This is a genomic window from Allosphingosinicella sp. (assembly GCF_035626655.1).
Classification (GTDB): Bacteria; Pseudomonadota; Alphaproteobacteria; order Sphingomonadales; family Sphingomonadaceae; genus Allosphingosinicella.
On the sequence record NZ_DASPNF010000002.1, the window covers coordinates 1 to 21004 of the forward strand.

The window sequence follows — 21004 nt, forward strand, 5'->3', positions numbered from 1 at the left end:
TGGTCCAGCGCAGGATGGCGTTGGCCTTGTCGTGGATGATCGCCCGAATGACCGGCTCGTTCTCCTCGAGCGTGGCGCCGAGCCAGCGCACCACATCCTCAAACAGCGGCATGTGGCGCTTGTCGGCGATCGCCGCGCCGAGAAGCTGGCCGAGCAGCGGGGCGACGTCGAGCTTCTCGAGCTGGGTGCGCAACGCGCCCTTGGCGATCCCGCCGAGCTTTTCCTGGTCGAGCGATTCGAGGACATCGCCGACGAGATTGGCGACCCCGGCGCGCAACCGCAGGCCCTGGCCCTCGGCCTCCTCGCGCGGATCGAGGAACTCGCCGAGCGACTGGGCGACGTTCATCGCCCGGATCCGCCGCGAGATCACCGGGACGGTCAGGAAGTTTTCGCGCAGGAACACCGCCATCGTATCGGCGATGCGGTCCTTGTTGACCGGGACGATCGCCGTGTGCGGGATCGGGATGCCCAGCGGGTGGCGGAACAGCGCGGTCACTGCGAACCAGTCGGCCAGCCCGCCGACCATTGCCGCCTCGCTGAAGGCGAGCACATAAGCCATCGCCGGGTGGGCGTCGCGAAAGGCGCGCGCGACCAGGAACACCGCGGCCATGACCACCAGCATCCCGGTGGCGAGCAGGCGCATCCTCCGCGCCCGGTCGACCGGCACGAGGTTGGCGGAAAGGCGGCGGCGTAGCGGCGCCCGGCGGACGGAGCCGGCGGGCAGGTTCGACGGCGTGGACGCGTTCACTCGGCGGGAACGGCCTCGCCGGCGCCATCGTTCCGGTTGTCGCCCTCGCGGTAGGTCAGGACCTTGCGCCCGAGCCACGGTCCGAGCCGCTTCTCGAGCCCGTCGGCAAGGCTGAAGCCCGCGGGGACGATCAGCAGCGTCAGCAGCGTCGAGAGAATCAGCCCGCCGATCACCACCGTGCCCATCGGCGCGCGCCACGACGAATCGCCCGAGAGCGACAGCGCGGTCGGGATCATCCCTGCGACCATCGCCACGGTGGTCATGACGATCGGCTGGGCGCGCTTGTGCCCGGCCTCGAGGATCGATTCGCGCTTGGTGTTGCCCGCGGCCATCTCCTCGATCGCAAAGTCGATCAGCAGGATCGAGTTCTTGGCGACGATGCCGAGCAGCATCAGCAGGCCGATATAGACCGGCATGGAGATCGGGATGCCGAGCAGCCAGAGCGCGAGCAGGCCGCCGAGCGGGGCGAGCAGCAGCGAGCCCATGTTCACGAAGGGCGGCAGGAAGCGCTGGTAGAGCAGCATCAGCACCGCGAACACCAGGAAGACGCCCGAGATGACGGCGATGATGAAGCTGGCGATCATCTCCGCCTGCCACTTGTTCATGCCCAGCACGATCTGGCGCACGCCCTGCGGCATGTTGCGCATCGTCGGCAGCTGGTTGATCGCCGCCCAGGCGTCGCCGCTGATCACGCCGGGGGCGAGGTCGGCGCCGATGGTGAGGCGGCGCTGCTGGGCGGTGCGCTCGATTCGGGTCGGGCCGGCGCCGAAGCTGATTTCGGACACCAGCTTTAGCGGCACCGAGCCGCCGCTCGTCGTCGGCACCGGGAGGTTCTCGATCGTCGACAGGCGCTGGCGCGCATTCTCGTTGATCGACACCCGGATCGGGATCTGACGGTCGGACAGCGAGAAGCGGGCGCTATTCTGGTCGATGTCGCCGAGCGTGGCGATGCGGATCGCCTGGCTCAGGGCCTGGGTCGAGACGCCGAGGTCGGCGGCGAGGTCGAGGCGTGGCCTGATCACGATCTCCGGCCGCTGCAGGTCGCCGCTGACGCGCGGCGCGACCAGTTGCGGCACCCGCGACATTTCCTCGACCAGCTGGTTGGCGACGCGGTTCAGCTGGGCCGGGTCGTCCCCGCCCAAGTTCAGCATGATGTCGCGGCCCCCGCCGAACTGGGAGCGGAAGGAGATGCGCGCGTCCGGAATCTGGTTGAGCAGCGGCGCGAGGGCCCGTTCGAACTGGATCGAGGTGCGCTCGCGCTCTTCCTTCAGGCGGATGTTGATGGTCGCGCCGCCGACGCGGACGCGGCTGAACAGCAGCTCCACCTCGGGCTGCTGGCGAAGCACGGCCTCGACCCGGCGGACGACCTCGCCGGCCTGCTGGTAGGTGGAGCCTGGCACCATCTCGATCGTGACGGTCGAACGGTCCTGGTCCATCGTCGGCTGGAAGGTCTGCGGGATCATCATGAACAGCATCACGGTCGCGACGAGCGAGATGATGCCGCCGACCACGGTGGTCCAGCGGTGCTTCAGGGTCCAGCCGAGCAGCCGCATATAGCCGTTCATCAGCCGGCCTTCGCCATGCGGGGCATGGCCCTTGGCCTTCAGGAAATAGGCCGCGAGCATGGGCGTTATCAGTCGTGCGACCGCAAGGCTGATCAGCACCGCGATGACGACGGTGAAGCCGAAATTCTTGAAGAACTGGCCCGACACGCCCGGCATCAGGCCGACCGGGAAGAAGACCGCGACGATCGAGAAGGTGGTGCCGACGACGGCGAGGCCGATCTCGTCCGCGGCGTCGATCGCCGCCTGATAGGCGGTCTTGCCCATGCGCATGTGTCGGACGATATTTTCGATCTCCACGATCGCATCGTCGACGAGCACGCCGGCGACGAGGCTGAGCGCGAGCAGGGTCAGGCTGTTCAGCGTGAAGCCCATCAGCTCCATGAACCAGAAGGTCGGGATCGCCGAAAGCGGGATGGCGATGGCGGAGATGAGGGTTGCCCGCCAGTCGCGCAGGAAGAGGAAGACGACGAGAACGGCGAGCGCGGCGCCCTCGAGCAGGGCCTCCATCGCCGAATGATACTGGCCTTCCGTATATTCGACGGAGTTGAACAGCTGCACGAAGCGGACATCGGGGTTGCGGGCCTCGAGCGCACGCAGCCGCTCCATGGCCCCGTGATAGACGGTGACGTCGGAGGTGTTCTTCGCCCTCTGGAAGGAGAAGGAGAGGGCCTGCCGCCCGTCCTGCGTCGCATAGCCGCGCTGCTCGGCATAGAGATCGCGCACCTGGGCGATGTCGGCGAGCTTCACCGTGCGGCCGCCCCCGATCGCGATCTGGGTCTGGCCCAGCGCATAGGCGTCGCGGGCATTGCCGAGCACGCGCACCGACTGCTCGGAGCCGGCGATCTCGGCGCGGCCGCCGGCGGCGTTGAGATTCATCTGGCGGAGCTGGGCGTTGACCTGGCTGGCGGTGATGCCGAGCGACTGCAGGCGGGCCGGGTCGAGGATCACGCGGATCTCGCGCGAGACGCCGCCGGTGCGCTCGACCGCGGCCAGACCAGGTACGGACAGCAGCTCCTTGGAGACCCGGTTGTCGACATACCAGCTCAACTGCTCCAGCGACATGCTCGTCGAGACGACGGCGAAGCCGGCAATGTCGTCGCCGGTGGTGTTCACGCTGGACACCTGAGGTTCCAGGATGCCCTCCGGCAGATTGCCCCGGATCTGGACCACGGCATCGCGAATATCGTTGACCGCCCGATCGATCGGCGTCCCGATGGCGAGCTGGACGAAGGTAACCGAGACGCCTTCCTGGACGTTCGAATTGATCTCGTCGATGCCGGAGACGGAGCGGACCGCCGCCTCGACCCGCTGGGTGACCTGGGTCTCGAGTTCGGTCGGGGCCGCGCCCGGCTGCGCGATCTGGATCAGCACGACCGGGAAGTCGATGTCCGGATCGTTCTGGACGTCCATCCGCATGAAGCTGATGATCCCGGCCAGCGTCAGGAAGGTGAACAGGACGAGCGAGGGAACCGGGTTGCGGATCGACCAGGCTGAGATGTTGCGGAAACCCATGACTGTTCGTCCTTAACGCGCGGGCTGTGCCTGCGCCCTTTCCGGCCGCACCCTCTGACCCGGGCTCAGGAACGCGCCGGCCACCTGAACAACGCGCTCGTCGCCGTTCAGGCCCTGGATGATCGCCATGCCGCGATCGCTGACCTGCCCGATCACCACGGGTCGCCTCTCGACCGTGTCGTTGCGGCCAATGACGTAAACGAAGCTGCCGCGGCTGTCGCTCAGCACGGCGCTCTCCGGCAGCAGGGGCGCCCGCTCGACGCCCGCCTGGATCTGGGCCGAGGCGAAGCCGCCGGGCCGGATCTCGTTGTTCAGCGGCACGCGGATCCGCGCAACGCCCTGGCGGGACGCCGGGTCGATCACCGGCGACTTCTGCCAGACCACCCCGGGATAGACGTTGCTCGAGCCGACCGGCGTGACCTGCGCCTGCGCGCCGACGGGCAGGCGGGCGAGGTCGGACTGGGGCAGGCGCGCCATCAGCTCCATCTCGCCGCCCGCGGCGATGCGGAACAGCGCGCCGGAGCCGGCGCCGACAATCTGGCCGGCCTCAATATTGCGGGTCAGCACGAGGCCGTTGGTGGGCGCGCGGATGTCGAGGCGGCCGATCTGCGCGCGGGTCGCATTCAGCTGGGCGACCGCCACGCGCACGCGGGCCGCGGCGGCGTCCCGGGTCGCGCGCTTCTGGTCGAGATCGGCGCGGCTGATGAAGCCGCGGCCGACCAGGGATTCGGCACGCTGGAGATTGTTCTGGGCGAGCTGGAGGTCGGCGCGCGCGACGTCGACCGACGCGGCGAGCTGCGAGGCCTGCTGCGCCTGCACCGAGCGGTCGACCACGGCGAGCACCTGGCCGGCGCGCACGCTCTGGCCGGGCTCGACCAGCACGCGGACGACGCGGCCGCCCTCGCCGGCGATGCCGACGGGCATGTCGCGCACCGCCGCGAGCGAGCCCGTCGCCGAGATCATGATCGGCACGTCCTGGCGGCCGGGCACGATGAAGGTCACGGCGGGCATGCCGCCGCGCTGGCCGGCGGCCATCTTGGGCGCGGCCTTCTCGCCGCCGGCGTCGCCGCCCCGGCCCATCATCATCCAGGCCGCGACGAGGACGAGCAGGATCAGCACGACCGCGACGATGATTCGCCGGCGCTTGCGCTTGCGGATCAGCTCCTCGGCGTCGACGGGGACGTCGTCGATCGCCTCGCGACTCCACTTGCTCGACTCGTAGTTCATCGTCTTCATCGTCCCCACTCGTACAGCGCGGCGCACAGCCGCCCGAGAGCGGCTGTGTTAGCCGAATAAAGCACCTGGAACAAGCCAAAAACGGCCTGCCCGCCTCCCCTGGGCCCCACTGGAACCGGGCCTTACAACCTTAGTTTCCCTTTTGCCACTCCGGCATGACGGACCGCCCGCGGCGCGGGGGGAATGGAGGAGGAACTTCAATGTCGCAATTCATGGCCGACCATGGCTGGCTCTGGTGGATTCTCGCCGGCCTCCTCGCTGGCGCAATCGCCAAGTTCATCGTTCCGGGCAGGCAGGGCGGCGGCTGCCTGATGACCCTGCTGCTGGGCCTCGCCGGCGCCGTTCTCGCCGGCTGGCTCGGCCAGAAATACGGCTATTACCAGGAGGGGACGGGCGCAGGCTTCCTCGCCGCCATCCTCGGCGCCGTGGTGATCCTGATCGTCTATCAGCTGATCATGGCGGTGGTGAACCGACGGTAGAAAAAGAAGGGGCCGCGTCCCGGCCAGGACGCGGCCCCTTCCCTCCGGTCGGGCGGGGCGGGGGGCGCCCCGTACCCGGCTCAATAATTCTGCTGGCGCTCGTAGAGCGTCCGGTAATGCTGGATGCGGGTGACGCGCAGCCCGGGCATGCCCGAGCGGTCGACCGCGCGCTGCCAGCTCGCGAATTCCTCGAGGCTCAGGCCGTAGCGCTCGCAGGCCTCGTCGACGCTCAGCAGGCCGCCATTGACGGCGGACACCACCTCGGCCTTGCGCCGCACGACCCAACGCGTGGTCGAGGGGTGCGGAAGCGAGTCGATGGTGAGCGGCTCGCCGAGCGGGCCGATGACCTGAGCGGGACGGATTTTCTGATTCTCGATCATTCGTACCTCAAACAAAACACGCTTTCGGCTCCCCGGCCCTCCGGCGTCCCAACCCTTTAGCTGGAGACGGTTGAAGGAAGGCTAAAATGCCAAGGTAAATATCCCGGTGATCTTGGTTTACGGCAAAATCCTCCGACGCTTGACTTCGGCGCGGTTGAAGCTGCCGCGCTGGGCATTGGCCGCCTCCTGCCAGGCAGGACCGGCGAGAACCGTTTCGGTGAGCAATTCCGGCCCGGGATCGACGCTGACGCTGCGGTCGAACCGGCCCTGCGCCCGCGCGGCGGGGCTTTCCGCCTGCTGCGCGATCAGGGTGGCGCTGAGCACGTCATAGTCGAGCGGCGCCGGCTGGCGGGGCCCGGGCATGCGCTTCGCGCGAAGCTGGAAGGTCTCGTCCATCAGCGGCGAGTCCTACCGAAATAGGGTGAAGGGCGGGTAAAGCACGTCCCCTGTGGTTTCCACGGGGCCGGCAGCGAAACGATCGTGCCGCTTCGTGCCCGAATCCGGCAGGGGTGGGCGCGGCGGGGAAGAGCGCCTATCTAGCCCGCCGATGGACGCGGATTTCCAGCTGGCCGGGCCCCTCAAGGGCAAAAGGATCGTCGTCGCCATGTCGGGCGGCGTCGATAGCTCGGTCGTGGCCGCGCTCGCCGCGCGCAGCGGCGCCGAGACGATCGGCGTGACCTTGCGCCTCTACGACCATGGCGAGGCGGCGCCGCAGTCGCGGACCTGCTGCGCCGGCCAGGACATCTATGACGCGAAGACGGTCGCGGACCGGCTGGGCATCGCCCATCATGTCTTCGATTATGAGAGCCGCTTCCGGGAAAGCGTGATCGAGCGCTTTGCCGACGAATATGCGCGCGGGCGGACGCCGATCCCCTGCATCTCCTGCAACCAGGGGGTGAAGTTCACCGACCTGCTGGGCTTCGCGCGGGAGCTGGGCGCCGACTGCCTGGCGACCGGCCATTATGTCCGCCGCGCCGCCGGGCCGCACGGGCCGGAGCTCAGGCGCGCGGCCGATCCGGCGCGGGACCAGAGCTATTTCCTGTTCGCGACGACGCGCGACCAGCTCGATTTCCTGCGCTTCCCGCTCGGCGACATGCCCAAGCCCGCGGTGCGCGCGGTGGCGCGGGAGCTGGCTTTACTGGTCGCCGACAAGCCCGACAGCCAGGACATCTGCTTCGTCCCCGACGGCGATTATGCCCGGATCGTGAAGAAGGTCCGGCCCGAGGCCGCGGTGGCCGGCGAGATCGTCGACCGGGACGGGCGCGTGCTCGGCACCCATCCGGGGCTGATCCATTTCACCGTCGGCCAGCGGCGCGGGCTCGAGATTGGCGGGCAGCCGGAGCCGCTCTACGTGCTGCGGCTCGAGCCCGCGCAGGGCCGGGTCGTGGTCGGGCCGAAGCGGGCGCTCGCCGTCGCCGAGGCGCGGCTGTCGGGCGTGAACTGGCTCGGCGAGGGCCAGCGCGAAGGGCTCACGGTGAAGGTGCGTTCGCTGGCGAAGCCGGTGGCTGCCCGCTTCGATGGCGAGACCGTGCGGTTCGACCAGCCCGAATATGGCGTCTCGCCCGGCCAGGCGGCCGTGCTCTACCAGGGCGACCGGGTGCTGGGCGGCGGCTGGATCGAGGAAACCGTCTCGGCCGAGCTCGAAGCGGCCTGAAGCTTCGGGAGCGCGAGCAGGCAGAGCACGGACAGAGCCGAGATCGCCGCCGCGAAGCCGGCCAGCGCCGGCAGCCCCGCCAGGATGAAGGGCGCCGCCGCTGCAGTCCCGCCCGCCGCCGCCAGCAGGATGAACAGGATGACCAGAGCCGCGCCGCGGGCGTCGTCGCCATGGGCGGCGATCACCGCCTGCATGAAGCCCGGCGGGCCGCGCAGGCCGAGACCGAGATTCACCGGCACGAACAGGATCGCGAGCATCGGCGGCCAGTTGCCGCCGGCCAGGGCGTAAACGAGGATGCCGAGCGCGCCGAGCGCGGAGAGCGTGCTGCCGAACAGGATCATCCGCTCGGTGCCGAAGCGCCCGGCGAGCTTGCCCGCATAATTGGCGCTGACCGCGAAGAAGAGGATGCCGCTGATCTGCATGATGATGAAATGGGTGAGCGTCCCGCCCATGGAGACGGTGATCACGACGGGCGCCCCGAACACGAAGGTGAGCAGGCCGCCGAGCGTGAAGGCCTGCGACAGCGCGTAGCGGAGGAAGACCGGGTCGCGGAGCAGCACGCCATAGCCGCCGGTCCGGGTGGCGCGCGCAGGTTTGGGGAACCGGTCCCGCAGCGCTGCGATCGTTACCGCCAGCAGGAAGGCGAGGACGGCGATCGCGTCGAACGAGCCCTGCCAGCCCCACCAGTGCAGCAGCCAGAGCCCCGCGACCGGCGCCAGCGCAGGGACGATCGATTCGATGCTGCCGAGCAGGCCCAGCGCCCGCACGCCCGCCTCCGGCTCGAAGCCGGCCCGGATGAAGCCCGGCGCGAAGACGGCGGCGGCGGCGCCCGCGGCGCCCTGCGCGAAGCGCAGGAGGATGAGCAGGTCGAGCGAGCCGGCCTGGCCGCAGCCCGCGGAGACCGCGGCGTAGGCGAAGAGCGACAAGGCCAGCAGCCGCGGCTGGTCGAAGCGCGCGCCGAGCTCGCCGAACAGCAGGAGACCGACGCCCGCGCCGGCGACGAAGGCGGCGAGGACGAGCTGCGCCGCCGCCGGCGTCCCGCCCAGAGCGGCCGGCAGGCCGGGCACGGCGGGCAGGACGAGGTCGGTGCCGGCAATGCCGAGCACCGTCCCGCACAGGACGAGCGCGAAGGCGAGCTTCGGATCGATCCGGTCAGTTCTGCTCACGTCTGGGGCCCCGCTGGATGCGGGCGAGGCCATAGAGGAAGAAGCCGCCGAGCACAAAGCCCGCGAGCATCGCCCAGCTTTCCCATTTCGACTGGGCCGCGGCCCAGATGCAGACCGCGAGGCCGGCGGCCATCAGCAGCCAGCTCAGGCCGCCGGGGCGGGCGCGGGGAAGGGCCGCCATGCAGGCGGCGTAGACGAAGAGGCGGGACAGGGTGCTGACGATCGCCAGCCAGACGAAGCTGCCGGTAATGGCGAGCACGGCGCCGAGCGCGCCCATGAACAGGATCGAATTGGCGGGGGTCGCATAGCCGCCGGCGATCCGCCCGAACCAGCCAGGCAGCGCGCCCTGCTGGCTCAGCGCATAGGTGACGCGCGGCGTCGAGGTCATCGAGCCGCCGACATTGCCGGCGACCGAGGCCATGGCGGTGACCGCGAGCAGGATCGCGCCGGCCGGTCCGAGCAGGGCCTCGGCATAGGCGGCGAGCGGCGCCGTCGGCGCGGCGCCCGCCGGCATCACCGCCGCATAGCCGAGCTGGACGAGCATGTAGAGCGCGGCGGTGGCGACGACGGTGAACAGGATGGCGCGCGGGATGGTCCGCTTCGGGTCCGCCGTTTCCTCGGCCGGCACCGAGGCATTCTCGAAGCCGACAAAGGCGTAGAGCAGGACGAGCGCGCTCGCCTCCAAAGCGGACAAAGGCGGCACCGGCCCCGGCGCCGGCAGCCCCTGCGCGGCATGGCCGAGGCCCCAGAGAGCGAGCCCCACCAGGGGCAGCGCCTTCAGAAGGGTCAGCAGGTCGAGCGCGCGGACCGCGCGCTTGACGCCGACGATGTTCACCCAGGTCAGCAAGGCGACCAAAGCCAGGATCGTCGCGCCGCGGCCGAGCGAGGTGCCGAGTGGCGCCCAGAGCGTCCCCGCATAAGTGGCGAAGACATTGGCATTGGCGGCGAGCGCCGTGATCCGCGCCACAAAATAGAGCCAGCCGGTCTGGAACGCGGCCATCGGCCCGAACGGCGCGACATATTCGGCCGGTCCGCCGGTCCGCTCATGCGTCGCCGCCAGCCGGGCGAAGGGCAGGGCGATCAGCAGGACGAGCAGGCCGAAGATCGGGAACAGCCAGGGCGCGAAGCCGCCGAAGCTCGCATGGAGCGGGCCGGGCAGCGCGAAAATGCCCGCCCCGACAATGCCGTTGAACGCGAGAAAGGCCGAGCCGGTCAGCCCGATGTCGCGGCGAAGTCCCCCCTTGGCCACGCTTTAGGGAACGGGCTGCGGTGCCGGCGTCGTCGCGGCTTCGTTGCGCTGGGCGTCTTCCTCGGCCTGCTGCGCCTGTTCCTCGATCTGCCGGTCGCGGCGCGCCCGGGCCTCCTCGATCATGCGCGTGAAGTTGAAGTCGGTGCCGGCGGCGCGGCGCTCGGCGCGGGCCTGGCTGACGATCTGGTTGAAGCAGCCGGTGAAGCCGCCGCCGCCGACCGTGGAGCAGCTGTCCGTGCCGGTGCGCCCGACATAGGAGAGCTCGGTCGCCCGATTGGCCCAGCTGTTGCTGCCCGGCTCGTTGGGATTGTCGCGCAGGTTCGGCGGCACGCGGTAGCGGTCGGAATCGGGCAGGCGCGCGCAGACCGTGATCTCGTTCGGGTCGGTGCTCTCCGGGCAGGGATCGTCGCCATAGATGATCAGCTGGTTGACGCGGACGTCGGCCGGGCCGGCCGGGGTGGCCGCTGCGGGCGCCGCGGACTGGGCCTGCGCCGCCCCGGGCACCGGCACGCCGGGCTGCTGGGCGAAAGCGGGGCCGGCCAGGGCTGCGGTGGCGAGAAGGGCGAGAAGGGTGCGCATGACTCAGATCCTCTTCGAAAGCTCGATCGCTATACGACAGCCGGTCCGGATCGCCGAATAGATTAAGGGGTAGGCCGGCGTGGTCTCCGCGCCCGCGGCGAGGGCGATGTCGCGATGCTCGCGTTCGTCGGCCTGGAAACGCGCGATGCGCGCCGAAAGCTCCGGATCGCTGTCGCCGAGCGCGGCCAGCTGCTCCGCATAATGGGCGTCGATCTCGTCCTCGACCGCGGCGGTGCAGGCCATGGCCGCCTGGGGCCCGATCAGCGCCGTCGTCGCACCGAGGACATGGCCGGCGACCGCCCAGAAGGGCTGCAGCAGTGTCGGCCGGACGCCGCGCTCGGCCAGCAGGGCATCGAAATGCTGCAGATGCTCCTTTTCCTGCGCGGCCATGCGGCCGATCTCGCCCGACATCGGGTGATGCTCGCCCAGCACCGCGAGCTGCCCGGCATAGATGCGGGTCGCGCCATATTCGCCGGCCTGGTCGACGCGCAGCATCGAATGGCTGTCGGACCGCGCGTCACCCGGGCGCCAGGCGGGCGCGGCGGCGCTCATGCGCCCTTCTTTTTCCTGAGGCTCAGCCACAGGATGGCCAACGCGGCAAGGATCGAAAGGATCGCATTCCAGCCGGCCATCGAGATGCCGAGCCAGGACCATTGCACGTCGTCGCAGCGCACCAGCGGCCGGCTGAACACGTCGTTGAGCATGTCGGTCGCCGATCCCCCCAGCGAGGCGGTGCACTGGGTGATGCCGGGCAGGAGCTTGAGCTCGACCCCGGCATGCCAGACGCCGATCGCGCCGCTGACGAAGATGGCGAGCGCCGCCAGCCAGACCAGCAAGCGGCCCCGGTCGGGCAATTTGCTGCCGATCGCCAGCGCCGCCAGCGCGAAGGGCAGGGCCGCGAAATGGGCGTAACGCTGCCACCAGCACATCTCGCACGGCCAGAGGTCGTCCCAGACATATTGGAAGCCATAGGCGCCGCCGACCAGGGCCAGCGGCACGATCAGGGCCAGTGCCTTGGCCTTGGCGAGCGGCGTCATCCTGCGGCCCGGGATCAGCGGCGGGCGGCGGGACGCGGATTGGCGCCGGCGACGCGCGGCGGCTGCGAGGGCGGCCCCAGCCGCGCCAGCGTCCGGATCGCATAATCCAGCTGGAAGTCGGTGATGCCGCGCTGCTCGAGCTGCTGCGCGGTGAGCTGGAAGCGCGGATCCGGCCGGCCGTCGTCCTGGATCACGTCGTCGCGCACGCCGGCCTCGTTGACCAGGTGGCGGCGAAGGTCGGACTCGCGCACGCGGTTGCGCGAGCGATAGTCCGGATCGGAGAGCTGCGGCACGGCGATGTCCGGCGCGATGCCGCCTTCCTGCACCGAGCGGCCCGAGGGCGTGTAGTAGCGCGCGGTGGTGAGGCGGAGCGCGGTGCTGCCGTCGCCGAGCGGGAGCAGGGTCTGCACCGAGCCCTTGCCGAAGCTGCGCTCGCCCATGACGATCGCGCGGCGATGGTCCTGCAGCGCGCCGGCGACGATCTCCGAGGCGGAGGCGGTGCCGGCATCGACGAGGACGATGATCGGCGCGCCGCGGGTGATGTCGCCCGGCCGCGCATAATAACGCTCGATGTCGGTGCGGCGGCGGCCGCGCTGGGAGACGATCTCGCCGCGCTCGAGGAACAGATCGGAAAGGCCGACCGCCTGGTCGAGCAGGCCGCCCGGATTGGAGCGGAGGTCGAGCACATAGCCGACCGGCTGGCGGCCGAGCTGGCGCTCGATGTCGGCCACCGCCCGCGAGACGCTGTCGGTGGTGACCCGGCTGAAGGTGTTGACGGTGATGATGCCGACATTGCCCCGCACCTCGGAGCGCACCGCCGGAATGTCGATGATCGCCCTGGTGACCGAGACGTCGAACGGCCGCTCGCGGCCCGGCCGCACCACGGTGAGGCGCACCGAGGTGCCCGGATTGCCGCGCATCCGGTCCACCGCCTCGTCGAGCGTGCCGCCGTAGAAGAGCCGCCCGTCAATATGGGTGATGAAGTCGCCGGCCTTGATGCCGGCCCGGTCGGCCGGTGTGCCGCGGGTCGCCGCGATCACCTTGACCGCGCTGTCCTCCATGGTGACGGTGAGGCCGAGGCCGCCATAATTGCCGTCGGTGTTCGTCATCAGGGTACGGAAGCCGCGGGAGTCGAGATAGGAGCTGTGCGGATCGAGGCTGTTCAGCATGCCGTCGATCGCGCCGCGGATCAGCTGCTCGTCGGTGACCTGGTCGACATATTCCGCCTTCACGCGCTCGAACACGCTCATGAACTGGCTGATCTCGCGGACCGAGTCCGAACCTTCGGGCTGGGCGAGGGAAGCGGCGGCGGGGATGAACGCAATGGCGCCGAGGACACCGAGCGCGGGAAGCAAATTCTTGGCCATGGACAATCCTGCTCAAACTTTCGGCGGGCTTCTACCCCTTTCCTAAAGCGGGGGAAAGCAACGTTCGATGAACGGCCGGGAGGCGGGAACGGGCGGTTCCGGCGCCTATCCCGCCAGGAATTGCGCGAACGGGACGGGCCGCCCGTTGCGGCGCAGCTCCAGGGTCACGCGCGGGCTGCCGGTGCCGGTGCGGCCGAGGCGCTGGCCGCGCATGACGACGGCGCCCCGCCCGACGTCCAGGGTGGCGAGATTGGTGATCACGCTGGTCCAGCCATTGCCATGATCGATGATCACGACATTCTCGTAGCGGCGGAAGGAGGCCGCATAGATGATCCGGCCCGCGGCCGGTGCGATCACCGGCGCTTCCGCTTCGGTCTCGAGGGTCAGGCCGCGCGAATGCACGCCGCCTTCCGAAATCTCGCCGACGCCGGTCACCAGCCGGCCCTCGACCGCGAGCGAATAAGGGATGCTGTCCGCCGGCGCGGGCGGCGCGGCGCCCGGGCGCGGGGCGGGGCCGGGCAGGCGGGCGAGCGCCGCGGTCAGCGCCTCCTCGCTCTGGCGGTTGCTGACCCGGCCGGCCAGCGTCTGCGCCTCCTCGCCGAGCACCAGCGCCCGGTCCGATTCCGTGAGAGCGAGGCCGGCGAGCTGCTGCGAGCGGCTGCGCTGCTGCGCCTCGAAGGTCGTCAGCGCGGCGCGGCGCTCGCCGAGCGCGCTGCGGCTCGTGGCCATCGCGGCGCGGGCCTGCTCGGACTGGCGCCTGAGGTCGCTGCTCCGTGCGACCTCGGCGCGCAGCACGGCGGTGCGGCGGCGGATCTCGGGCATGGTCGCGGCGAGCAGCGAGCGGACGTGGATCGCGTTGCGCACCGAGCCCGGCTGGACGAGGGCGAGCGCGGCCGGGCGCCGGGTCATGGTCTGCAGCGCGGCGGTGAGGCGGATCACCGGGCCCTGCTGCTCGGCGAGGCGCGCGCGCTGCTCGGCCTGCAGCGCGGCGATCAGGGCGATGCGCCGCTCCGAGGCGGTCAGATCGGCCTCGGCCGCCTCGATCTGCGCGGCCAGGGCCTCCGCGGCCATGCGGGCGCGGTCGGCCTCGCTGGTCGCGCGCCGCGAGGCCGCCTCGAGCTGGCGGTAGCGCCGGTTCGCCTGGGCGGCCTCGTTCCGCGCCTGCTGCAGGGCCACGGCATCGGTCCGCGCATCCTGGGCGCTCGCCGCCGCGAAGGCGCCGGCGCCCGCCATGGCGATCAGCGAGGACAGCAGGAACAGCCGCATGCCCCTATCCTTCCCGATGATAGGGGTGGTTCGCAAGCAGGCTCGTCGCGCGGAAGAGCTGCTCGGCGAGCATCGCCCGGGCGAACAAATGCGGCCAGGTCGCCTTGCCGAAGGCGAGCAGCAGGTCCGCCCCGGCCCGCTCGGCATCGCCGAACCCGTCCGCGCCGCCGATCAGGAAGCGCGCCTCCCTCTTGCCGCCGTCGCGCCAGCCCTCGAGCTTCCTCGCGAAGGCGACGGACCCCAATTGCTCGCCCTTCTCGTCGAGCAGGATGGTGACGCTGTTGTCGGGAGGTGGCGGCAGCTTGCCGCCCTTCTCGGGCAATTCGGTGAGCTTCACCGGCCAGGTCACGCGCTTCAGGTAGCGCTGGACGAGCTCGGCCTCGGGCGAGCGCCCGATCTTCCCCCGCGCGATGACGTGGAGGAGCATTTCAACCCGTCATTGCGGGGACCCCGGGCCCGACCCGGGGGACGCGGCAACCCATTTGCACGGGGCTGGATTGCTTCGCTGCGCTCGCAATGACGTCAGCGCGCGGCCGTCGCGGCCGGCGCATTGTCCTCGAACGCCCACATCCTCTCGAGATTGTAGAAGCTGCGCACTTCCGGACGGAAGAGATGGATGATGACGTCGTCGGCGTCGATCAGCACCCAGTCGGCCACGGGCAGCCCTTCCACGCGGACGTTGCGCCCGAGATCGCGCTTGATCCGTTCGGCGAGCTTCTGCGCCATGGCGGCGACCTGGCGGGTCGAACGGCCCGAGGCGATCACCATATGATCGGCGATGTTGGATTTTCCCGCCAGCGGGATGGTGACGACTTCGACGGCCTTGTCGTCGTCGAGCGAGCGGAGCACGAGGTCATGCAGCGCCTCGGCTTTCTCGATGGCTCCGTCTTCGGCCGGAGCGGCTACTTTTCTTGGCAATTGACCTCCTTAACTGATCGGACTGCGCGTCACGCCGTCGCGCAGTGCCTTCATGTGAAACGAATTTGTGGCGGTTTCGTGCCAATCGGGATTGGCGGCGCGAAGGGCGGTGGCGGATGTCGGATCGGGCGGCGATGAAAGCAGCACGAGCGCCGGCGGTCTCCACAACGTCCAGTCCTTCGCCATGGCCACGGGCCGGACGAAGCGCCGCAACCAGCCCCAGGCGGGTGCCTTGAGAGCGCCTGCATCATAGCCCGGCCGAGTCGCGACCGCAATCGGCATGGTGCGGGCGATCTGCCGCCAGTCGCGCCAGCGGTGGAACTGGCCGAGATTGTCTGCCCCCATCAGCCAGACGAAGCGATGCTGGGGGTAGCGGGCGACCAGCTTTTCGAGCGTCTCGGCGGTGTAGACGGTGCCCAGCTCGCGCTCGATCGCCGTCACCCGGATCGGCGCGTGGCGCGCCACGGCGAGCGCCGAGGCGAAGCGGGCGGCGAGCGGGGCCATGCCCCTGGCCGGCTTCAGCGGGTTGCCCGGCGAGACCAGCCACCAGATTTCGTCCAGCCCCAGGGCGGCGCGCGCGGCGAGACTGATCCGCCGGTGCGCGCCATGCGCCGGGTTGAACGAGCCGCCGAGAAGGCCGATCCGGCTCATGTCACCAGCCGGCCCCGGTCGGTGCCGATCGTGGTCAGGCCCCTTGCGGGGCCGGTCCGCCGATGCCGCCGCGCGGCCTCTTGGTCGACGGGATCGAGGCGCCGGTCGAGGGCATGACGTCCGGGCGGGCGCTCGGATTCTCGCGGCCGATATCCTCGCCCCTGATCGCGCGCTTCGCTTCCTCGCCGGTCAGCGTCTCATATTCGAGCAGGGCGCCGGCCAGCTTGTGCAGCTCGTCGAGATTGTCGGTGAGCACCTTGCGGGCGACGTTCTCGCCTTCCTCGACCAGGCGGCGGACCTCCTGGTCGATCAACCGCGAGGTCTCCTCGGAGACGCTCTGCGAACGCGCGACGCTGTGGCCGAGGAAGACCTCCTCCTGATTGGCGCGGTAGCGGAGCCAGCCGAGCTTCTCGCTCATGCCATATTCCATCACCATCGCCTGGGCCATGTCGGTCGCCTGCTGGATGTCGTTGGAGGCGCCGGTGTTGAGGCTCTCATTGCCGTAGATGAGCTGCTCGGCGATGCGGCCGCCGAAGCAGAGCGCGAGCCGCGCCTTCATCTGCTTCATGCTCATCGAATAGCGGTCGCGCTCCGGCAGGTTCCAGGTCACGCCCAGCGCGCGGCCGCGCGGGATGATCGTCACCTTGTGCAGCGGGTCGCAGCCGTCGACATGGAGCGAGACCAGGGCATGGCCGGCCTCGTGATAGGCGGTCGCCTTCTTCTCTTCCTCGGTCATCACCATGGACTTGCGCTCGGCGCCCATCATGACCTTGTCCTTGGCGAGCTCGAACTCCTTCATCGCGACCAGCCGCTTGCCCATCCGCGCCGCCAGCAAGGCCGCCTCGTTGACGAGATTGGCGAGGTCGGCGCCCGAGAAGCCGGGCGTGCCGCGCGCGATCGTGCGCGCGTCGACGTCCGGCGCCAGCGGCACCTTCTTCATGTGGACGTTCAGGATCTTCTCGCGGCCCTCGATGTCCGGGCGCGGCACCACGACCTGGCGGTCGAAGCGGCCGGGGCGCAGCAGCGCCGGATCGAGCACGTCGGGCCGGTTGGTCGCCGCGATGATGATGATGCCCTCATTCGCCTCGAAGCCGTCCATCTCGACGAGCAGCTGGTTCAGGGTCTGCTCGCGCTCGTCATTGCCGTTGCCGAGGCCGGCGCCGCGATGGCGGCCGACCGCGTCGATCTCGTCGATGAAGACGATGCAGGGCGCGTTCTTCTTCGCTTGTTCGAACATGTCGCGGACACGGCTCGCGCCGACGCCGACGAACATCTCGACGAAGTCCGAGCCCGAAATGGTGAAGAAGGGCACGTTCGCCTCGCCGGCAATGGCGCGGGCAAGCAACGTCTTGCCGGTGCCCGGGGAGCCGACCAGCAGGGCGCCCTTCGGGATTTTGCCGCCGAGGCGGGCGAACTTGGTCGGGTCCTTCAGGAACTCGACGATCTCCTGCAATTCCTCGCGCGCCTCGTCGATGCCGGCGACGTCGTCGAAGGTGACGCGGCCATGCTTCTCGGTCAGCAATTTCGCCTTGGAGCGGCCGAAGCCCATCGCGCCCGAGCCTGCATTCTTCTGCATCTGGCGCATCACGAAGAAGGCGATGCCGAGAATCAGCAGGAAGGGCAGCGACTGGTAGAGCAGGAGCATCCAGAGCGAGGTCGTCGCCTCGGGCTGGCCGTCGAAGCGCACGCCCTTCTCACGCAGGCGCTGCGGCAAGGTGGGATCGGGCACCGGATTGGCGCGGAAGGTGGCGCCGTCCGTGGTGCGGCCGGTGATCGCGTCCTTGCCGATCGAGACGATCTGCACCTGGCCGTTGTCGACCTTGGTCAGGAAGTCGGAATAGGTGATCGCATCCCGGGCCTGCGAGGAGCCGCCGCTCATCGTCTGCACCACGAGCACGAGCGCGAGCAGGATGCCGGCCCAGATCAGCAGGCTCTTCATCCAGTTGCCGCCGCCCGAAGGCTCGCGGTCATTGCCGGGGGTGCGATTGTCATCGGCCATTCAATATTCCCTTCGCCGCCCAAGATAGGGGCTCGGGCGCAAAGCCGCAATGTAGGGCGGGCCGGTGAACGGCGGGTTAGCGGCCGGCGCGCACATGATGGCGCGCCGGCTGCGAACCGAAATACGGTCGACGCCCGTCTACTTCTTCTTCGTGCCGCCCTTGCTGGCGCCGCCCGACGCCTTCTTCTTGCGCGAGCGGGCGATGGCGACGGCGGCGACGCCGGCGGCGACCGCGACGCCCGCGGCGATCGCCTTCTTCGGGTTGCGCTTGGCGGCGCCGGCGACCGCACCGGCGGCCTTGCCCGCCGCCTTGCCAGCGGCACCGGCGCCCTTGGCCGCGGCGCTGCCGGCCTTCTTCGCCGCGCCGCCGGCGGCCTTGGCGGCCCGCTTCACGCGGCCGTCGCCCGCGCCTTCCTCGGGCGCTGCGGTGGCTTTGGGCATGGCGTCGTTGGGGATGCTGGACATGGCTCGTGCTCCATCGTTCTCGGGGAAACCCGGACGGCTAACTCCGGCATCCGGCGCCGGTTCCGCGGGCGCATAATGCCGCCTTCCTGCCGCTTTGGGCAAGCGGCGCGACGGAAGCCGCCGGGCGTGCGACAAAGAGATGAAACCGGCCGGCTTTTGCGACTATCCTGCGGGAATGAACCCTGCCGAGACCCCGATCATCCTGGTCGATGCCGATGCCTGCCCGGTGAAGGAGGAAATCTACCGGGTCGCCTGGCGGCACGGGGTGCCGGTCCGCATCGTCAGCAATGCGCGGCTGCGCGTCCCCGAGCATCCCTTGATCGAGCGGGTCACGGTCACCGGGGCCTTCGACGCCGCGGACGACTGGATCGCCGGGCGGACCGGCCCGGGCGCGGTGGTGGTGACCGGCGACATATTGCTGGCGGACCGCTGCCTGAAGGCCGGCGCGTCGGCGGTGCTCGCCCCCAACGGCAAGCCCTTCACCGCCGCTTCGATCGGCGGTGCCGTGGCCACGCGGGCGATCCTCGCCGACCTGCGCGCCGGCGCCGACGGGTTCGGGGGCGGGCCGCCGCCCTTCGCCAAGGCCGATCGCTCGCGCTTCCTGCAGGCGCTCGACGCGGCCCTGGTAAAGGCGAAGCGCGGCTAGGCGCTCCGGCGCGGCGGCGCCGGCGCCAGCTGCCAGACGGGCCCGCCCTGACAGCGCACGCCCGCAAGCGTCGCGACCTCGCCCGCGTCGAGCGCGGCGAGCAGGCGGGTCACGGCCTCGCCGCGCGGCGGGTCGGCGGGGACCAGCAGCGCCAGCAGGCGGAGCAAGGCGCGGCGGCGGAGCTCGGGCGGCAGGCCGGCGGCGTCGAAGCTGAGGCCGTCGAGCACCGGCTCGACCCGCTCGGCGATGAGCTGCCCGACCGTCCAGTCGAGCGCCTCCTCGGCCTCCTCCAGGGCGGCGGCACTCCGGGCAAGCGCGGCGGCGTCGAGCCAGTCCGCCCCGCCGAGCTGCCGGCGCAGGCGGGCGCGGTCGTAGCGCTCGTCGCGGTTGGACGGGTCCTCGACCGGGACGAGGCCGGCCCCGGCGACGATCGCCGCCAGCTCCGCCCGCGACCAGCCGAGCAAAGGCCTGAAGACGGTCAGCCCCCCGATCTCGGCCCGCGGGCGGATGCCGGCGAGGCCGGCGAGGCCGGCGCCGCGCTGCAGGCGCATGAGCAGGGTTTCGGCCTGGTCGTCCCGGTGATGGGCGGTCAGCACGAAGCCGAGCCCGCGCTCCCGCGCCCAGCCGCCGAGCAATTCATAGCGCAGGGCGCGCGCGCCGGCCTGCACATTGCCCTCGACCGGCGGCCCGGTCAGCGTCGCATGGGGGATGGCGCGGGCGGCGCAGATTTCCGCCACCAGGGCCGCCTCGGCGGCGCTTTCCGGGCGCAGGCCATGGTCGACGGTCGCCGCCTCGATCCGGCCCGGAAAGGCGGCCTCGGCGAGCAGCAGCAAGGCGAGGCTGTCGGGCCCGCCGGACACGGCCACGCCGAATGCCGCCGGGGCCGGGCCGGCCAGCGCGGCCAGGTCGGCGCGGAAGCGCGCCGTTCGTTCCGGCAAGCCAATGTTCATCGCGCCGAGTCTAGCTTCGCCGCACGGCATTGGGAGAGGAAAGATGAAAGCACGGCCCAGGCTGCGCCGCCGCTCCTTCCTGGCGAGCGTGCTGGGCGGCATCGCGCTCGGCGGGTCCTTCACTCTCGTCTCGGGCGAGGCGCTGGCCCTGCAGCTGACGGATTCGGACAGCGGGCCGAGGGGCGACCCGGCCGGCCGCGGCCGCGGCCGCACCGGCGAGAGCGACGGCGACCCGACCGATCCGGCAGGCTATGGCCGCCCGCGCACCGGCTGCAGCGACGGCGACAGCGGCACCAACGGCGATCCGGGCGGGCGCGGCCGCTGCCGTACCGGCGAGAGCGACAGCGATCCGACCGACGCCGCCGGCCATGGCCGGCCGCGCACCGGGCTCACCGACGGCGACAGCGGCCGCGGCGCGGACTCCGCCGGGCGGGGCCGGGGACGGGGCGAGTGCAACGACCGCGACCGCGGCGCGAGCGGCGATCCCGCGGGCCGCGGGCGGCGCTGCATGCGGCGTTAGAAGGCACGCTCTTATCCTGCGTCAAGAATGGCAAAAAATGACCGGGAAAGAGGATTTTTTCGCCCGCGAAAGGTTCCCCCGGGAGCATTTATCTGTTACGCCAAGGCGTCGCGGGCGCAGATCCGCTTTGGCGAAAGGGAAGAGGTCGCCGATGAAAACGACACGCAAGCTGAGCCGTCGCTCATTTTTCCTTACCGTCGCCGGCACCGTCGCCGCCGCCAGCACCGTCGGATTGATCGCACCGGATGAGGCCCAGGCCTTCCAGTGCTCCGACTCCGATTCCGGCCGCTACGGCGATCCGGGCGGCGCCGGACGCCGCTGCGGCCGCCGCCGCACGGGCTGCACCGACCGCGACAGCGGCCGTTATGCGGACCGGGCCAATTATGGCCGCTGCCGCCGCCGCCGCCGCACGGGCTGCACCGATTCCGATACGGGCCGCTACGGCGATCCGGCCGGCAACGGCCGCTGCCGCCGCCGCTCCTGCAGCGATTCGGACTCGGGCCGCTACGGCGATCCGGGCGGTGCCGGGCGCCGCTGCTAGTCAGCCAGGTTTCGAAGGCGAGATCGGGCTCTCCGGCTCCGGCCGGGGAGCCCGTTCGCTTGTAGGGCAACGGCGC

23 protein-coding genes are annotated in these 21004 nt (G+C 70.5%); 5 read left to right on the plus strand and 18 right to left on the minus strand.

Annotated elements, in window-relative coordinates; genetic code table 11:
* The 3 genes from VEC11_RS00705 to VEC11_RS00715 all read right to left on the minus strand — a co-directional run.
* A partial coding sequence (locus VEC11_RS00705) for a DUF445 family protein (protein ID WP_464128585.1) occupies positions 1–643 on the minus strand: 643 nt, incomplete at its 3' end.
* A 101-nt stretch (positions 644–744) separates the two neighbouring features.
* Entirely contained in the window at positions 745–3825 is a 3081-nt protein-coding gene (locus VEC11_RS00710) for an efflux RND transporter permease subunit (protein WP_464128208.1), read from the minus strand.
* Between the two features lie 12 nt (positions 3826–3837).
* Positions 3838–5052, minus strand: coding sequence for an efflux RND transporter periplasmic adaptor subunit (locus tag VEC11_RS00715; RefSeq protein WP_464128587.1), 1215 nt, complete (start codon positions 5050–5052; stop codon positions 3838–3840).
* A gap of 209 nt (positions 5053–5261) precedes the next feature.
* Here VEC11_RS00715 and VEC11_RS00720 point away from each other — a divergent pair, with 209 nt between their 5' ends.
* Positions 5262–5540: a GlsB/YeaQ/YmgE family stress response membrane protein gene (locus tag VEC11_RS00720; RefSeq protein WP_464128211.1), complete on the plus strand. Its 279-nt coding sequence runs from the start codon at positions 5262–5264 to the stop codon at positions 5538–5540.
* An 80-nt stretch (positions 5541–5620) separates the two neighbouring features.
* On the opposite strand, the gene sciP is transcribed toward VEC11_RS00720, so the two are convergent.
* Positions 5621–5920, minus strand: coding sequence for a CtrA inhibitor SciP (gene sciP, locus VEC11_RS00725; protein ID WP_464128214.1), 300 nt, complete (start codon positions 5918–5920; stop codon positions 5621–5623).
* 117 nt (positions 5921–6037) lie between these two features.
* On the minus strand, positions 6038–6316 hold the full coding sequence (locus VEC11_RS00730) for a hypothetical protein (protein ID WP_464128216.1): 279 nt from the start codon (positions 6314–6316) through the stop codon (positions 6038–6040).
* A 151-nt stretch (positions 6317–6467) separates the two neighbouring features.
* On the opposite strand from VEC11_RS00730, the gene mnmA reads away from it, so the two are divergent.
* The gene (mnmA, locus tag VEC11_RS00735) at positions 6468–7574 is read left to right on the plus strand and encodes a tRNA 2-thiouridine(34) synthase MnmA (RefSeq protein ID WP_464128219.1); all 1107 of its coding nucleotides are present in this window, start codon (positions 6468–6470) and stop codon (positions 7572–7574) included.
* Here the strand turns inward: mnmA and VEC11_RS00740 are convergent.
* From VEC11_RS00740 to VEC11_RS00795, 12 genes are all read right to left on the minus strand, one after another.
* Positions 7502–8740, minus strand: a complete 1239-nt coding sequence (locus VEC11_RS00740) for an MFS transporter (RefSeq protein ID WP_464128221.1) — start codon at positions 8738–8740, stop codon at positions 7502–7504. The genes mnmA and VEC11_RS00740 overlap by 73 nt on opposite strands.
* On the minus strand, positions 8727–9989 hold the full coding sequence (locus VEC11_RS00745) for an APC family permease (protein WP_464128224.1): 1263 nt from the start codon (positions 9987–9989) through the stop codon (positions 8727–8729). The genes VEC11_RS00740 and VEC11_RS00745 overlap by 14 nt, the downstream gene beginning before the upstream one ends.
* Before the next feature lie 3 nt (positions 9990–9992).
* Positions 9993–10568 carry a hypothetical protein gene (locus VEC11_RS00750; RefSeq protein ID WP_464128226.1) on the minus strand — a complete coding sequence of 192 codons (576 nt, stop codon included), beginning with the start codon at positions 10566–10568 and terminating at the stop codon, positions 9993–9995.
* 3 nt (positions 10569–10571) lie between these two features.
* Entirely contained in the window at positions 10572–11120 is a 549-nt protein-coding gene (locus VEC11_RS00755; protein WP_464128229.1) for a demethoxyubiquinone hydroxylase family protein, read from the minus strand.
* Positions 11117–11605 (minus strand): disulfide bond formation protein B, encoded by a 489-nt coding sequence (locus tag VEC11_RS00760; protein WP_464128231.1) that lies wholly within the window; start codon positions 11603–11605, stop codon positions 11117–11119. The genes VEC11_RS00755 and VEC11_RS00760 overlap by 4 nt, the downstream gene beginning before the upstream one ends.
* A 14-nt stretch (positions 11606–11619) precedes the next feature.
* A complete protein-coding gene (locus VEC11_RS00765) occupies positions 11620–12972 on the minus strand; it encodes a S41 family peptidase (RefSeq protein WP_464128234.1) in 1353 nt (450 codons plus the stop codon).
* Between the two features lie 105 nt (positions 12973–13077).
* A complete protein-coding gene (locus tag VEC11_RS00770; protein ID WP_464128237.1) occupies positions 13078–14238 on the minus strand; it encodes a murein hydrolase activator EnvC family protein in 1161 nt (386 codons plus the stop codon).
* Positions 14239–14242: 4 nt separating this feature from the next.
* The gene (locus tag VEC11_RS00775; protein ID WP_464128240.1) at positions 14243–14665 is read right to left on the minus strand and encodes a 23S rRNA (pseudouridine(1915)-N(3))-methyltransferase RlmH; all 423 of its coding nucleotides are present in this window, start codon (positions 14663–14665) and stop codon (positions 14243–14245) included.
* A gap of 95 nt (positions 14666–14760) precedes the next feature.
* The gene (rsfS, locus tag VEC11_RS00780; RefSeq protein ID WP_464128242.1) at positions 14761–15156 is read right to left on the minus strand and encodes a ribosome silencing factor; all 396 of its coding nucleotides are present in this window, start codon (positions 15154–15156) and stop codon (positions 14761–14763) included.
* Positions 15157–15165: 9 nt separating this feature from the next.
* Entirely contained in the window at positions 15166–15807 is a 642-nt protein-coding gene (locus tag VEC11_RS00785; RefSeq protein ID WP_464128243.1) for a nicotinate-nucleotide adenylyltransferase, read from the minus strand.
* 34 nt (positions 15808–15841) lie between these two features.
* On the minus strand, positions 15842–17806 hold the full coding sequence (ftsH, locus tag VEC11_RS00790; protein ID WP_464128246.1) for an ATP-dependent zinc metalloprotease FtsH: 1965 nt from the start codon (positions 17804–17806) through the stop codon (positions 15842–15844).
* 138 nt (positions 17807–17944) lie between these two features.
* Positions 17945–18271, minus strand: a complete 327-nt coding sequence (locus VEC11_RS00795) for a hypothetical protein (protein ID WP_464128249.1) — start codon at positions 18269–18271, stop codon at positions 17945–17947.
* Between the two features lie 175 nt (positions 18272–18446).
* On the opposite strand from VEC11_RS00795, the gene VEC11_RS00800 reads away from it, so the two are divergent.
* The gene (locus VEC11_RS00800) at positions 18447–18917 is read left to right on the plus strand and encodes a YaiI/YqxD family protein (protein ID WP_464128251.1); all 471 of its coding nucleotides are present in this window, start codon (positions 18447–18449) and stop codon (positions 18915–18917) included.
* Here VEC11_RS00800 and tilS read toward each other — a convergent pair.
* The gene (tilS, locus tag VEC11_RS00805) at positions 18914–19867 is read right to left on the minus strand and encodes a tRNA lysidine(34) synthetase TilS (protein ID WP_464128253.1); all 954 of its coding nucleotides are present in this window, start codon (positions 19865–19867) and stop codon (positions 18914–18916) included. The genes VEC11_RS00800 and tilS overlap by 4 nt on opposite strands.
* Positions 19868–19910: 43 nt before the next feature.
* Between tilS and VEC11_RS00810 the strand changes: the two genes are divergently transcribed.
* The gene (locus tag VEC11_RS00810; protein WP_464128255.1) at positions 19911–20387 is read left to right on the plus strand and encodes a hypothetical protein; all 477 of its coding nucleotides are present in this window, start codon (positions 19911–19913) and stop codon (positions 20385–20387) included.
* Between the two features lie 151 nt (positions 20388–20538).
* The gene (locus VEC11_RS00815) at positions 20539–20928 is read left to right on the plus strand and encodes a hypothetical protein (protein ID WP_464128257.1); all 390 of its coding nucleotides are present in this window, start codon (positions 20539–20541) and stop codon (positions 20926–20928) included.
* Positions 20929–21004 lie beyond the last annotated feature (76 nt).